The organism is Wolbachia endosymbiont (group A) of Pipizella viduata, assembly GCF_964028555.1.
Lineage (GTDB): Bacteria > Pseudomonadota > Alphaproteobacteria > Rickettsiales > Anaplasmataceae > Wolbachia.
The window spans coordinates 833,184-847,899 of record NZ_OZ034787.1 but is presented as its reverse complement, the minus strand read 5'-3'; the positions used below and the strand labels follow the sequence as shown (position 1 = coordinate 847,899).

Genomic DNA, 14,716 nt, shown 5'->3' with positions numbered 1-14,716 from the left:
TCTATTTGTTGAAAAAACAATCTTGCACAAAAAAAGTCAACTCATCTCTTCCAAAGGTTCTATATTAAAGATGGAAAGTCCAGAAGCGATGACGTGCGCTAAGGCTTGTACAAGGAACATTCTTGCAGCGGTGAGGTTTAAGTTGTCTTCCAGTATGAACCGCATGTTTAAATCACTCTTGCCATACCCCCATAAAACGTGAAACGCTTCTGCAACTTCAAGTAAGTAGAAAGTAATTCTGTGTGGCTCATAAAGCCTTGCCGCTGTTTCTATCACATTTGGCCACTTTGCTAAGGTTTTTATGAGGAAGAGCTCCCCATCTGTCTTTAAAAGTGAAGGATCTGCTGTTGGGAGCTCTTTTGGAGCATTACGCATTAACGAATGAGCACGAGCATGCGCATATTGCACGTAAAAAATAGGGTTGTCTTTTGACTGTTCTTTAACTTTAGCAAAATCAAAGTCCAAGACCATATCATTCTTGCGTGTTAACATTATAAAGCGAGTTATGTCCCTGCCAACTTCTTCCACTACATCTCTTGCTGTGAGGAAGTTTCCTGATCTTTTGGACATCTTAACAGGTTTGCCATTCTCGAAAAAATTCACAATATTATGCAGTTTTACCTCTATTTTTGCTTGATCATCACTTAGTGCAGAGACAACTGCTTTTAGCCTTTTGATATAACCACTATGATCACTACCGACTGCTACTATCATATTATTAAAACCACGTGATATCTTATCAAAATGATAAGCGATATCTGAGGCAAAATAAGTCCAACTGCCGTCCTCTTTCTTCAATGCGCGGTCAACGTCATCACCAAATTTTGTAGAGCGAAATAACATTTCTTTTCTGGAAGTCCAGTTTTCACTTTCTTTGCCTTTTGGTTTCTCCAGGTACCCTTCATACACCAAACCCTTGTCAGACAATATCTTTATACTCTCTTCAATTTTGCCACTTTTTTGTAGCTCATACTCTGAAGTAAAAACATCATGACTTACCCCAAGTAAGTTCATGTCTTCCTTTATGATTTCTAAGATAGAACTTAAAGTATATTCTCTAATCACCTGATTATCTTGCTTTTCTAGAAGCTCCTTGCCATATTTTTTGGCTAGCCCATTCCCTATCGGTTTTAAATATTCACCTGGGTATAAACCTTTTTCAATGCTGATTTTTTCTCCCAGAGCTTCCTTATACCGCAAATATACTGACTTTATTAGTGTATCTATCTGCGCTCCAGCATCATTAATATAGTATTCCTTAGTAACTTTATAACCAACTTTTTTCAATAAATTTGCCAAAACGTCACCAAATACTGCTCCTCTTGCATGACCAATATGCAGTGGACCAGTTGGATTTGCCGATACAAATTCAACATTGATGGCCTGATTGTTCCCTATATCTAGTGTGCCAAACTCTGTTTTCAGCTCATTTATTTGTTTTAAAATTCCATGCCATACTTCTATTTTTAAGTGCATGTTGATGAAACCAGGGCCTGCTATTTCCACTTTTGCAACTTCATCAAAAGGTTTAAATTCTCTTGCTAACATCCCTGCAATCTCGACTGAATTCTTCTTTTCATGCTTTGCAAGCACCATAGCAACATTTGTATAGATATCACCATGTGCTCTATTGCTTGGAGGCTCTACAATAAAATTTGCCGCACTTGTATTTATGACACCCCTTTGCTTCAACTCATTTAATTTGCTGGAAATTAGAGAGGAAACCTGTTTGAAAATGTTCATTAACTAAAAAGCTATAAGACTTGTAGCAGTATAGCGAATAAGTGGGGCTAGTTGAAGAGTTATCTGATGTAATCTATAGCTAAAGTGACTTAGGTTTACCGACAATTTGAAGAACTGTCATTCCGCTACTCGTTAGCGGCCGCGGTGGTATGACGTGTTGCTCCGTGTCAGCTACTTGGATGACACCTATAGCCCTTTCATTCCAACGCGTAACGCTGGAATGACAAAGAAGAATGGGCTATTGGTTTTTCATATGGTTATGCAAAAGCCTAATCTTGCAGTCTTTTCTTTAATGGCACATGTATCAAAATCGTATAAGCTTATACCATTCCCTGTTCAAAATATCATTTATATAAAAAACGCTGTTACTACATCCTGAAAATCCCAAATTGTTTCTTTGCAAACTTCACAATCTCCTTTTTCTTCTGCACAACTAGTTATTCTTTTATCACTATCAAAAAATTCTTTGCATTCATCAAGTGTTTTATCACTTATTGTCCCATCTTTTTTTACAAGTTTATGCGTTTTCTTGTCAGCAATAATCAGTGGTTGATTTTGAGAAAGCACTACCACTGGCTTATTTTTGTCGATGTTTCCACCTTTGTAATATACTTTTGCGCTTACTACATGAGCCTCATCATCAAAAATATGATTTTTACAATTCTCATACCAATCATCTTTAATAGTTTGCAGTATATCATAAGATTCTTTGCAAAGATCACTTGGAGGAATACTAACGCACCATGCATCCATACTTCCTCTTTTGGTGATATAACTGGAGTCTGTGCCATTCTTATCACAGTTAGTTACTTTTATACCAAATTGTTCTATATAATAATCCCCAGCTTTAATTTTGTCAATAATTTCTGCGCTTAAGTCAGGATAAAATTTATCCAATGCTTTTCTTATGTAAAGCTTAGCATCACTACCTACATTAACATATTCACCATCTTCTCTAGCATTCTCACATCCCCTTCGATTACACCCACTCTCGTCAATTTCTTTAGTAATTTCTTCTTTAATACATTTACACTTAAGATCTTTTTCTAGTTCACCCTTAATATTTTTCTTCAATTCATTCTTAGTCTCATCATCAATTTCGCACTTAAGATCTTTACCACATTTATTATAGATCACCTTACTCTTATTGGCAGTATCATCACATGGATCTATAATAAAATTAATTCCTAATGTATCACTGGTACAGCACGTATTAAATGGCAACCGATACATATAATTTGTATTTTCCTGATTCGGACAAGAAAGATTTTTTACTAGCATAAAGTACCTACATTGGTAAATGAGATTATTAAAAAATTAACCATAAAGTGAAAGTGTGTACTGATAATGTACACACTTCATCACTTTGATATAATATCAACAGCACCCTCTGGTACTGATGGACAGAAAAATAGGTTTTAACCTCTTTTAAATCTAACACAGAAGAGTTTATTACTTCTACACATGCATCACACATGAAGAATTGTTTTCACAGCTGCCCATAAGTTTACCGTTATGCAAGCTGTATCTACAGGAGTGCATGAAGATGAAAAAATTATGGGTCATAATGATCCTTAAAAAAATACTATAAGATTATTATAAATTAAAATGATTAAAAATTTAATAACTTTAATTATAAATCTAGCATATCAACTAACGATATGATGTAAATTTTCTTTCAATTCCACTGTATCTTCGCCAGTTTTGCATACAACCCGTCTTTACTTATTAGGGAGTCATGAGTCCCTACTTCTTCTACTTTTCCGTGATTAATTACTATAATCTTGTCAGTTTTAAGTGCAGTTGATAGTCTGTGTGTAATTACGATCGTTGTTCTGTTTTGCATTAACTTGCTTAATGCTTTTTGCACGAGGTTCTCACTTTTATAATCAAGGGCAGAGGTTGCTTCATCCAGTATTAAAACCTGAGGGTTTTTGAGTATGGCTCTTGCTATTATAATACGTTGTTTTTGTCCTTCAGAAAGTTTTAATCCTCTTTTTCCTACAAATGTATCAAATTTATCAGGCAGCTTATCAATAAATTCCATCGCATAAGCGCTGATAGCTGCTTGCTTCACTTCTTCATATTCAGCACCAGGTTTGCCATATAGTATATTTTCCATTATTGAGCAAGAGAATATTATGTTATCTTGTGGCACTAAGCCAAACAACAATCTGAGGTCATTTAACGCAATTGACTTAATATTGTGCCCATCGATAGTAATGCTGCCTCTGCTTGGATCATGAAAACGGAGCAGAAGTTTTAAAATGGTGCTTTTACCACTGCCAGATGGTCCAACAATTGATACTACTTGACCTGCCTTTATAGAAAATGATATGTTATTTAACGCTGGCTTATCAGACTGAGATTCATAAAAAAATGTCACGCCATTAAACGAAATTCCTTTTTGAACACTACAAATTTTTATAGGATCATTGGTATCTGCTATAGAGCTTTTCATATTTTTAAATTCAAATAAACGCTCTACTATTCCAAGACCTCGTTGTAAATCACTGATATTATCGCTCAAATTATTTATAGCTCCTGCCGCAAGCGCTGAATAAAACACAAATGAGGAGAGTTCTCCAATAGTTATATTATTGCTTAAGACTTCTTTAATACCAAAAAAGAGCAAAACAACTAGTGAACCTATCACACACGTGATAACTAGAGTTACTAAAATAGCACGCAAGAGTACTAATTTTACGTATGATTTTGATACTGAGTTTAAATACTCCTTAAAACGGGTTTTTTCATTTTCTTCGAGTACAAACGATTTGATAGTCACTATAGATCGAAAATTTTCCTCACTAAGTGATGCAAGCTCACTTAATTTATCCTGGGCAAAGCGCGCATAGCTACGCACTTTTTTTCCAAATGAGGTCATAATAATGAGTAGTATAGGTACTATTGCGGCTGCATACGCAGTTAGGTGCAGATTTGTATATAATAACATGGCAACACTGCCAATTAATATTACAAAATTTCGCAATATGGTGAGTAGGCTGCTATTTATTATTGATTGCAGCGCAGAGGTATCAGTAATGAGTGCTGAGATAACATCTTGTACGCCTGTGTTCTCAAAGAAACTTGGTTGCAAGTCAGTGATACTGCTATATAAGTCATATCTGATTCTTGCGATAACTTTCTCGCTGCCAATGCCAATGAAATATAACCGAGTAAATGCAGTGAGAGAAATGGCTAAAACTATAAGTATTGCAACTAATAGTTTGGTAGTAAAATCGTGCTCTGTGCCAGAATCAATTATGTTGCTTAAGCCTCTGCCAAAGAGGAGGATCGTTAAGGCTGAAAATAAAACTGCAATAAAAGCTATGGTGAAATAAGATAGATTAGGCTTTATATAGCAAAATAACTCTCTAATATTAGATCGCATCGTATTTTGAAGTTTCTAAAGTTAAGTATATAGATTTTAGTTTCAGGGGAAAGGGGAAAGGTGTAGCACAATAGCTAACGTCATACCGTGTACAAACGTTGCAATTTTTAAGCAAAGTGATGTTGTTCAAGTAGCTGACACTTGGGGTCTATGTTTTTTCTGGTCACACGCTGGAATGACAAAGTGAGCGTGCGTAGGTGTCATCCCAGTGCCTATTTCTTTGTCATCCGAGTAGCCCCTTTTTTGTCATCCCAGTGCCCAGACACTGGGATCCAGAAAAGTTTGCTTGTAAGCAAGCAAACTAGCATAGAAAGTGGTTACAACATTTTCGATGAGATTATATGGAAAACTGGATCCCAGTGTCTGTACGACTAGTACAACATTGCATAATTCTATTATGGCTATTTTGATCAAAGTTTGCAAGACTTTTTATGCGAAATACTATATACAAGTGATTGTGATTGATTTCAATTTGATGAATTAACATTCTAATAATATTTTGCTTAGTCTGCCAATCTACCAGATCAAGTTTTGATTCAACACTTGAGGAAAAGTTTTTCAAGCTATCTGTAACAAGGCTCAATTCTTGTTGTAATTTCTTTTGATCAAGTACTTTTTCTTTTTCCTCCTCAATTTCTTTTAAATGCTGTTTCATTGTTGTAATTCTTGGCTCAAATTCTTCTTGGCTTATAAACCCTTTGGCATAGCTATCTATAAATTTTTTTATACTTAATCTTAACTTACTTTCTTGCTTTTCACGTGTTTGATTATGTAGAGGTTTTTTGTTCTCTGACAATCTACGTTGATATTCATTTGCAATCCTATCTGGCTCTTTTAGTATACTCTTGACTTCTTCCCATATAACTGCATCTAATACATCAGTGCGTATTGATTTATTGTCACATATTCTGTTGCCATTAAACCTGGAGCCAGAACAACGGTAGTAAGAATAACGTTTATTTCTACTATATACACCACAATAAGTATATTGGCAACGCTGACATACTGTTAAACTCCGCAACAAAAAAGTTTCTTTTCTTTCTCGAGCTCTTGCCCTTTGCCTATTTTCAGTTAGCTGTACTTGCACTGAATCAAATAAATTATCACTGATTATTTTTGGCACTGGAACGTAAATCCAGTTCTCTTTATCATTACTAAAATGACCATTTTTGAGTTTACCACAAGTTCCTTTTTTTGATTTCCTTACTTGTGGCTTCGAGCATGCCTTAGTTTTACCATAAGCTGCTCGTCCTATATAAGCAGGATTTCTTAACATCTTCCAGATAGTACTTCTTTTCCAACGTTCCTTTCCTGTTTGTGTTATTACCGATATCTCGCTAAGTCTACGTATAACTTCATTGATGCTTATTCTTTCTTGACCAACCCAATTAAATATTTTGCGTACTACATTTGCCTCTTCTTCATTAATCTCAAACTGAGCACTTCCTTCACCTACATGTTTTGCTATGTAGCGATAACCATAAGGTGCATTACTCATTACACTGATACGGCCAGTTTTAGCTGCATGAAGTTTTCCTCTGCGATTACGTTCCATAATCTTTGCACGTTCATACTCTGCTACTAATCCTTGAATTCCTAAAAACATATTAGATTCTGGGTTATCCTCAAATTTATGATTTAAGAAAACAACCTCTGAACCTGCTTTTCTAAACTCTTCGAGTAAGAGCGCTTGGTATGCAGATTTGCGTGATAACCGATCAGGTGAATGAATATATATCTTATCAATCTTACCTTCTGCTACTCTATCACGTAAACTCTCTAAGCCAGGACGTTCTAAATTTGATCCACTATAACCATTATCGACAAACTTATGCTCATCTAATAACTCATGTCCATCACTACCAATGCGACGCTCCAATTCTACAATCTGACTCTCTATCGTATTCTCCTGTGCCTGTTGTCTTGATGAGACTCTTGCATACAAGCTTACCGTTACCATTTTCTTCTACCTCCTTTATTTTATATTTCAATAATTGTTCATAAGCATCTGCCAAATATGTATCTGCCAACCGATTAGGTTTATAACCCCAATAAATAGCCAACTCTCCCTTTTGCATGTTTTTCTTCCTGTGAATTTTCTTATAGGTTAGGAGACTTCTATTGCCATAGCTAAAAGAAAACGTTTACCATTTTAAACTAAGCTAATGCACACCTTATTTAAAAAAGCTGTCTAGTTCGCGCAAACAAGAAATTCTCCCTAATAAATATACAAGATTTGAAAAAATTATGTCCAAAAAATCTTTGCTTGAATTGTCATATTATGTATAATATAGCTTATTTAATATGGTATGAATGTTCATCCAAGTTACGAATTCTGGGAAAGTGATTTAGAAGTTCCGGTCAACCTTTTACTAGAACGTTTTCAGGATTATAATATACGTCAATCTTGGTTAGATTCCCTTTCTGGTAAACAACTGAGCATCATTTTTCAGCATTGCTTTAAAAGTCATTTAAATGGGCAGCTTTTTCAAGATGGGGGTTATGATGATAGATCCACTCAACAAAAACATAAGATACTTACCAGTTACTCTGACTTTCTTTTTGACTATTATCTCATTAGCTACTTTGATCGTACGAAACTTGAGGCTACAGTCAGTGAAGTAGCAAGATTTGCCCTTACTCAAGAGTTAATGAGATCGTATCTGATAAAAAATAATACCAAGTATGATAAAAGATCCTTGTTATTTTTACTGTTTCACATAAATTGTGAACTTCTAAAATCTGTCTATCACTTTGATAAAGTACAAAAGAGAGGTTTCGTATCATTTGCTCTACAGAAATCACCAAGACAAATAAATACTTCATTCAAGGAATTTATGTCACGAGAAGCCGTAGAGCAGATACTAAAGTTCGAAAACCAATTGCAGGGTTTTTTCCATCATCAAGATCGGATATATATGTTTGTACGCCGAGGAAGTGACATAGATTTACTACTTAATTCAAACAAGGTTGTTCATGGCCATAAACCTGAGTGGATGATTTTAGATTTCTCTCTTGATGGCACTCAGGTTAATCTCTGTGCTAAAAATACTAACAAGGCTGTCGAAATAGCAAATAGCATTGTAAGTTGCTATTTCGACTGCGAATGTACTTTTGTAAATATACAGGATAAGAACTTTCCACTACAAGTGCATAAATTTCTTCAAGCATGTATAGAGGGTTCTGACCCTAATATTTGTATATTTGAGTTAAATTTTAAGTCAGATTATTTCAAAAATAGTAATACATATCTTACTTTGAGTGTAAAGCCGTATGATCCTATTGCACCAGAGTTACATATTTTAAAGTCATCTATTGGCAATATACTACAATCTATTCAATCAGCTAAAGTAATGTTCCAAAACAAAAAGGTAACATTTTCTTTCAAAATAAGTGGAGAAGTTTATTATTCAGAGCATCCACTCAATAAAAAGGAAAGAGAGGAACTGAAGAAACATATAGAACAATCTTATGGTCTTAAAATCCTTTCACGAGCAAATTGCTGATCTTTTAAGTTTAAATAGTTCTTGGGTTAATCTAAGTCAAAATCACATTAAAGCAGCAAGATACTTATTTGATCTTGGATTAATAAAAATGCAAGAAAGGTACTATATTGTTTGTTCTCGTGAAGAAGATCATCTTGATTGGCCAAATGTAATTGATCCAAATTGTAGCAATGAGATTTTCATTGATCCAGACTTTGATGAAGCATGTGATGACGCTATTTGTGAAAACTGTTCTCGTCATATTTTACCTAATACTTATCAAAAACAGAGATTTCATCTCTTATCCATATACTTAAATATAGAGAAAATCATAGACTGGTTTGAAACCGAGTTGAATGATTCAAGACTTATGTGGGAAAAAGTGGAAAAAGGAGTTTATTATGTTTGTAATCAAGGTCGTATTGTAAATCTAATAATCCTTGATTTTTGTACTGATGCAATATTTCTAACTATAGATAAACTTAGAGTCCATCCAACAGTTCTCATTACTCTAAAAAAAGATATACCGAATCTATTATTGAGCCTATATGTAGTGCGAATGGTAGAACTGTTTTGTCAGCTTAAGACTTTAACTGAGATATTTCAAGAAGCAGCTAAAAGAGGAGTACCAGAGGTAGTAGAAAATACTTCTTTGCAAGTTTTACCAGCTTCATATATTTCGCTTAAACGTGTTGAACCAATTGTACCAACAAAGCTTTTGGAGTTACAGGTAGTTAAAGGTATGGTATATGTTAATAGCGTTGAAGTTATAAATAAAAAAGCTGTATCATGTCTTAATATTTTTCGAATATTGTTCAAGCAATTTTTACATGACTGTGAGAAAGAATTACCACCTGAAAAACATACACTTCTCAATATTAATCAGTTAGAAAAACTCTTGGGACTTAATTTAGAAGCAGATTTAGAACATCAAATCAGAAAACCATTAAACAAGATGCAAAAAACGATCAAAGCTACATTGGCTGAGAAATTAGGATTAAGTATTGAACGTAATGATGTAATACAAACACTTGGTTGGCAAAGATCATCACATGGTTATCGGATTAACCCTTTTACTTTGACTATAAAAAAATAGAATTTCCTGATTTTAAAAATTTTCAGCTTCATGAGTAAATTTTCCCACTCCACGTGCAAATGGTCCTGTTTTAATATCAAGCCATTTATCCTCTTTTGAACCATTAGCCATTCCTTTAACTATTTGCTTTGCCTGTAAAAGCTCTTGCACTATACGCTCTAATCTATCCCTTCCCATACTATGAAAAATTTCAGGTAGTCTATGTCGTTGTTTATGTATTCCTGCATTTCCTGTATGAGTAAATGGATGTCCTGAAATAGCAGCTCGCGCAATTGAGTCAATAAGATATATTTTAAGATCTTTATCGCTAATATTTTGAGCTTTTAATTGTTCAGTAATGTCTTCCAATAGCCCTGTTTCTTCATTTCTTAGGTAAGTACGTATGGTACGATCAGCTAGGCCGTTTGCTTTAACAACTGCTCCATAAAATAAGGCATTTTGTCTTGGAATTTTTCCAACTGACCTAAAAATCATTGGTTTAGTCATATCCTCAACAGGCCAAAAAGCAAAAGAACACCTGACTCCATTTACGAGAGCAGAAGTACCTCGAATAGCATCTCGTGCTTGCTCTACTGTTGATATAGGCTTTTCTCCCTTCAGCTTTCTCATATGATGTGCAGTAATTATTGAAGCTCCAGTGCTACATGCTAAATCAGATAATAAACACATGAGATAATCCCCTACTGCTGGATCAGCATTTAAATCTGCATGAATGAAAGAAGCAAGGGGATCAAATATAATGAGCCTCAAATCTTTTATCTTGCTCAGCTGTTTCACTACAGACTCAAATTCTGGAGATATTTCTACAACTTTACCGCGAACATTCTTAAGTATGGTAAATGATCCTCCTATATTTGGCAGTGGTACAATAAATAGCCTATCTTTATATTTTAATCTCTCGCATTTTGGATCAAGTCGTTCTAAGCGACGATGTATTTCATTTGTATCATCCTCCGCAGAAAATACCACCACAGATCCATGTTCAGTAACAGGTGGGCCAAATCCACACACCTGGTCTATGCTACTTGCAACCTTGAGGGCTAGGTCAAGAAGAAGCATACCTTTACCAGTATCACCCATTGCAGCTAAAATAGATGTGACACCCAAAGGAAATAATCCTTCAACTAAGAATCTTTGCTTTGGTACTGGACCTACAAAACGCTCCACACTCCAGCTAAAAATATCAAGCGGTGATTTAATAATTATTTTTCTTGAGTTTTTTTCGATGAAGTCAAAAATATCTATATTCTCTTGTACAGCATCAGCAGCATCCCAACTCCTTAGTTTATCTGGTGGAATCTTAAGCGTAGCAAGTGATGCAACACCAAGTTCTAAAAGCTTCTTTTCAGCGTTTTTGGCATATTTATTACCTGCTTCATCGTTGTCTGGCCAAATGATAACATGTTTACCTCTAAGCGGAGTCCAATCTGTTCTATCAATAGGCGCATTTGCTCCAAACATCGCAGTTGTAGCTGTAATTCCTTTCTCTATAAGTGCTTCTGCGCATTTTTCTCCTTCAACCAGAATAACCTTATTGGACTTTAAAATACCTGGAATGTTGTAGAGTGGCCTTATCTCTGGCTCTTTGAATCTTTGTTTTTTAACATCAAATGGTTTAAACTGTTTTTTCTCTAAAGGAGGATCATAACGGTAGACTATTACAATCAATTGGTTATTTTCATCGTAGTAGTTCCAACTACAAGTCAGGTGTTGTTATAGATCTCTAATATTATTTTTTTCTTTGATGCCAAGCCATTCACTTATTGAGAGCATTACTTCAGGAAATTCTGTTTTCGCATTCTTCCCGTGTACTGTTGCCCAAAGGTCGATAATGTCACCACCTTCTCCCGTTGCAAAATCTTTCCATAATCCAGCTTTTTCGCCTGTTAACTCTATTACAGTACTTTTGCCTTTGTTACCCTGTACATCACCTACATAAAACTTATCACCACGAAATGTCCCTTTGGTCTTGAATATCAAGACGATATAGCACTACTCATTGGTAGTCTTGACGAGTACAAAAAATCTTTACGATTAATAAACGGGGAATATAAGGGCTCAATGCAAAGAGAGTTTGAAAATAGAGCAAATACTACAGCAAATAATCTTCAGCTACTTAAGAATTCAATAGCAGAAGTAGGAATGAATCTTGGTTCTGTATTATTACCACCTTTAAATTTTACTGTTAATCTTCTGAGGTCAGCAACTACACAAGTAGCACTTTATGCCAAGGAATATCCAGTATTGACTACAGTAATCATGAGTACTACTACAGCGTTGATTAGCATTAAAATAGCAGCTATATCTCTTGGCTATGCTTGGACTTTTGTAAAAGGTTCCTTATTCGCTTTTTTGTCTACTTGGAGAATGTTTGGATCTGTTATTACTTTAGTAAAAATAGGTCTTTCTGCAGTTTTTCCAGCAATTATTGTTGGATTTAAAGCATTGACAATTGCTTTAATGAGTAATCCTATGGGACTCGTTATTGGCGGTCTTGCTGTTGCTGCAACTTTGATAATTACCAAATGGCAAGTGGTAAAGAACTTTTTTGTTACTATCTGGGAATCAGTGAAAATTGTATGGAAATCTTTTTCTGATTGGGTAGGAAAATTTTGGAATAATATTACTCAGCCCTTTAGAACAATCAGTAATCTGTGGAATAAAAGAAATGAGTCTAAACTAGAAGTTAAGTCTGTAAATAACGTTATAAGTGATTCTCTTAAGTACTCCATTGCGGCACACAGTAAAGCTATAGAGAATAAAACTCAAAATAATCACTTCAGTATTAATATTCATTCAACCCCTGGGCAAGATACACGTAGCATTGCTGATGAAGTAATGGAGCGAATTAGAGAGCAATTTAGTGGCGCACTTTACGATATAAATTAAATTATGTTATCTCTTGGTCCATATAGATTTTCATTAATTGAGCAAGGCTTTACACGCAGAAGTGAATATCGCTGGCCTGCACTTGAGCGTATTGGGGAAAAGCCATTGCTTCAAAGTATTGGTCCTGGAGAGGACATTGTTGAGCTTGCAGGAGTAATCTATTCAGGAGGGCTGAAGCAAATAAATAATATGCGAAATTCATCGAAACCTCTTTTACTTATTGATGGCCAAGGTAACATTTTAGGCCATTTTGTTATTGTGAAAATAGAAGAAACGCAGAAATATTTTTTTCCAAATGGTGAACCAAGAAAGATTGAGTTTCATTTAAGTTTAAAACATTATAGCAATTTATCATCACAAAATAACACTACTGACTTTACTGCAGCTGACAATGATGTACTACAAAACTAAGGAAAATGATATGTTAGATTTAATCTGCTGGAACTACTATGGATTCAGCTCAGAAGCAGTTGAGATTGTGTTAAGAGCTAATCCTGGACTTGCAGAGTATAAAAGTCTTCCTGCAGGATTAATCATTAAACTTCCTGTTATTCAAAAAGAGACACAAAAGCAAGTAGTAAAACTATGGAATTAAAGTGACACCAGACTTTAGTATTTCAGTAGAGGGAGTTTTAATCACTGAGCTGATAAAGAGTCGATTGGTATCAATGCATATTACTGATGAAGCAGGAGTAATAAGTGATACTGTTGTAATTCATCTTGATGACCGTGATTCATTATTTGAGATTCCTAGAACTGGGGCAAAGCTAAATATTTTACTCGGGTATAAGGAAACTGGCATTGTGCCAATGGGAGATTATATAGTAAATGAAATTACGCTACAAGGCCCGCCACAATCACTAAAGATTAAAAGTCATGCAGCGGATCTAAAAGAGTCATTAAAGGAACAAGTGTTTAATGAGTGGCATCAAATCACCTTAAATGATTTGGTAAAAAAGATTGCAGACAAACATGGCTATCAAGCTAAAGTTGCTGCAGAGTTTGTAAATATCATGATATCACATATTGATCAAACTGCAGAGAGCGATATGCATTTTTTAACCAGGCTTGCTCAAATTTATGGAGCAATAGCAAAACCTGCAGGAGGATATTTACTGTTTGTTTCAAAAGGAAAAGCAAAATCAGTTACCGGAAAAACTTTAAGCACTATTACTTTAACACCTAGAGATATTACAAATTGGAAAGTAAAATTTAATGAGCGTAATCAATATGGCTCGGTTATTGCTTACTGGTATGATTATGAAAAAGCAGAGACAATAACGGAAAAAGTAGGTGATCAAGAACCAAGCTATATTTTGCGAGATATTTATGCAAGTAGTGATTTGGCACAAAGTGCAGCATCTGCGAAGTTGAATCAGCTGATGAGTAATGCAGCAACACTCAATGTCACAATGCCAGGAAATCCTGAATTATTTGCTGAAGCAAAGATTAATCTTTCTGGATTTCGCAAAGGAGTTTATGGTAAATGGATAATAAATAGGGCTGAGCATGTAATTGATAACCTTGGCTATCGTACTATTGTTACGGGAATAATTGATAGTTGGAAAGTAAATTGATAATTTCCTCATAGATATCTTCTTTATTATTGTTTAATTCCTCTACAGCAAGATCTGAAGGAGTTTTTTTATCTTTGTTTTTAGCAGAAGGATTTGCTCCATTTTTCAGTAGAAATTTAGCAATTTCCAGATGTCCTTTTCGTGCAGCATAGTGCAGAGCTGTCCAGCTAAAAGCATCAGTAGTATTTACATCAATGCCTTCTTCAATTAGAAATTTTACGACTTCTAAACAGCCTCCGCTTGTAGCATAGTGTAATGATGTTGCACCAAAATGATGAGTAGCATTGATATCTACTACATTTTTTATTAAGGATCTTACAGTATCTAAATTACATTTTTCAGCTGCAGTAGATAATGTTTCCAGATCATTGCCACTTGCATTACTTTTTATTGGCACATCTTTTGATAATTGGTCTGTACTAAAGTGCTGATACAGAACAATAACGCATATTATTGGTATTATTGAACTTGTTAACAATTTCCAAAAAAGGCTAGATTTCATGTTGATTATATTATTTACATCGCTTGTTTA

Annotated in this window: 12 protein-coding genes and 1 pseudogene; 7 read left to right on the top strand and 6 right to left on the bottom strand. The window is 34.8% G+C overall.

Annotated elements, in window-relative coordinates:
* Positions 1-36 precede the first annotated feature (36 nt).
* From argS to ABWU50_RS03990, 3 genes are all read right to left on the bottom strand, one after another.
* On the bottom strand, positions 37-1,743 hold the full coding sequence (gene argS, locus ABWU50_RS04000; protein WP_353275366.1) for an arginine--tRNA ligase: 1,707 nt from the start codon (positions 1,741-1,743) through the stop codon (positions 37-39).
* A gap of 348 nt (positions 1,744-2,091) precedes the next feature.
* Positions 2,092-3,024, bottom strand: a complete 933-nt coding sequence (locus ABWU50_RS03995) for a hypothetical protein (RefSeq protein ID WP_353275365.1) — start codon at positions 3,022-3,024, stop codon at positions 2,092-2,094.
* A 397-nt stretch (positions 3,025-3,421) separates the two neighbouring features.
* Positions 3,422-5,137 (bottom strand): ABC transporter ATP-binding protein, encoded by a 1,716-nt coding sequence (locus tag ABWU50_RS03990; protein ID WP_353275364.1) that lies wholly within the window; start codon positions 5,135-5,137, stop codon positions 3,422-3,424.
* A 150-nt stretch (positions 5,138-5,287) separates the two neighbouring features.
* Between ABWU50_RS03990 and ABWU50_RS03985 the strand changes: the two genes are divergently transcribed.
* Complete coding sequence (locus ABWU50_RS03985) at positions 5,288-5,512, top strand: hypothetical protein (protein WP_353275363.1); 225 nt, start codon at positions 5,288-5,290, stop codon at positions 5,510-5,512.
* Here ABWU50_RS03985 and ABWU50_RS03980 read toward each other — a convergent pair.
* Positions 5,475-7,097 carry a recombinase family protein gene (locus tag ABWU50_RS03980; RefSeq protein ID WP_353275362.1) on the bottom strand — a complete coding sequence of 541 codons (1,623 nt, stop codon included), beginning with the start codon at positions 7,095-7,097 and terminating at the stop codon, positions 5,475-5,477. The genes ABWU50_RS03985 and ABWU50_RS03980 overlap by 38 nt on opposite strands.
* A gap of 349 nt (positions 7,098-7,446) precedes the next feature.
* Between ABWU50_RS03980 and ABWU50_RS03975 the strand changes: the two genes are divergently transcribed.
* The gene (locus ABWU50_RS03975) at positions 7,447-8,643 is read left to right on the top strand and encodes a hypothetical protein (RefSeq protein WP_353275361.1); all 1,197 of its coding nucleotides are present in this window, start codon (positions 7,447-7,449) and stop codon (positions 8,641-8,643) included.
* A complete protein-coding gene (locus tag ABWU50_RS03970; RefSeq protein ID WP_353275360.1) occupies positions 8,609-9,718 on the top strand; it encodes a hypothetical protein in 1,110 nt (369 codons plus the stop codon). The genes ABWU50_RS03975 and ABWU50_RS03970 overlap by 35 nt, the downstream gene beginning before the upstream one ends.
* A gap of 12 nt (positions 9,719-9,730) precedes the next feature.
* Here ABWU50_RS03970 and ABWU50_RS03965 read toward each other — a convergent pair.
* Positions 9,731-11,491: pseudogene (locus ABWU50_RS03965) on the bottom strand (AAA family ATPase).
* Positions 11,492-11,638: 147 nt separating this feature from the next.
* Here ABWU50_RS03965 and ABWU50_RS03960 point away from each other — a divergent pair.
* Genes ABWU50_RS03960 through ABWU50_RS03945 form a run of 4 tightly spaced genes read left to right on the top strand, consistent with a single transcriptional unit; the run spans position 11,639 to position 14,184 of the window.
* Complete coding sequence (locus ABWU50_RS03960; RefSeq protein ID WP_353276305.1) at positions 11,639-12,607, top strand: phage tail tape measure protein; 969 nt, start codon at positions 11,639-11,641, stop codon at positions 12,605-12,607.
* A gap of 3 nt (positions 12,608-12,610) precedes the next feature.
* Positions 12,611-13,018, top strand: coding sequence for a phage tail protein (locus tag ABWU50_RS03955; RefSeq protein WP_208571643.1), 408 nt, complete (start codon positions 12,611-12,613; stop codon positions 13,016-13,018).
* Positions 13,019-13,028: 10 nt separating this feature from the next.
* Positions 13,029-13,202: a tail protein X gene (locus tag ABWU50_RS03950; RefSeq protein WP_353275358.1), complete on the top strand. Its 174-nt coding sequence runs from the start codon at positions 13,029-13,031 to the stop codon at positions 13,200-13,202.
* A 1-nt stretch (position 13,203) separates the two neighbouring features.
* Complete coding sequence (locus ABWU50_RS03945; RefSeq protein WP_353275356.1) at positions 13,204-14,184, top strand: phage late control D family protein; 981 nt, start codon at positions 13,204-13,206, stop codon at positions 14,182-14,184.
* On the opposite strand, the gene ABWU50_RS03940 is transcribed toward ABWU50_RS03945, so the two are convergent.
* Entirely contained in the window at positions 14,150-14,686 is a 537-nt protein-coding gene (locus ABWU50_RS03940) for an ankyrin repeat domain-containing protein (RefSeq protein ID WP_353275355.1), read from the bottom strand. The genes ABWU50_RS03945 and ABWU50_RS03940 overlap by 35 nt on opposite strands.
* Positions 14,687-14,716: the final 30 nt, after the last annotated feature.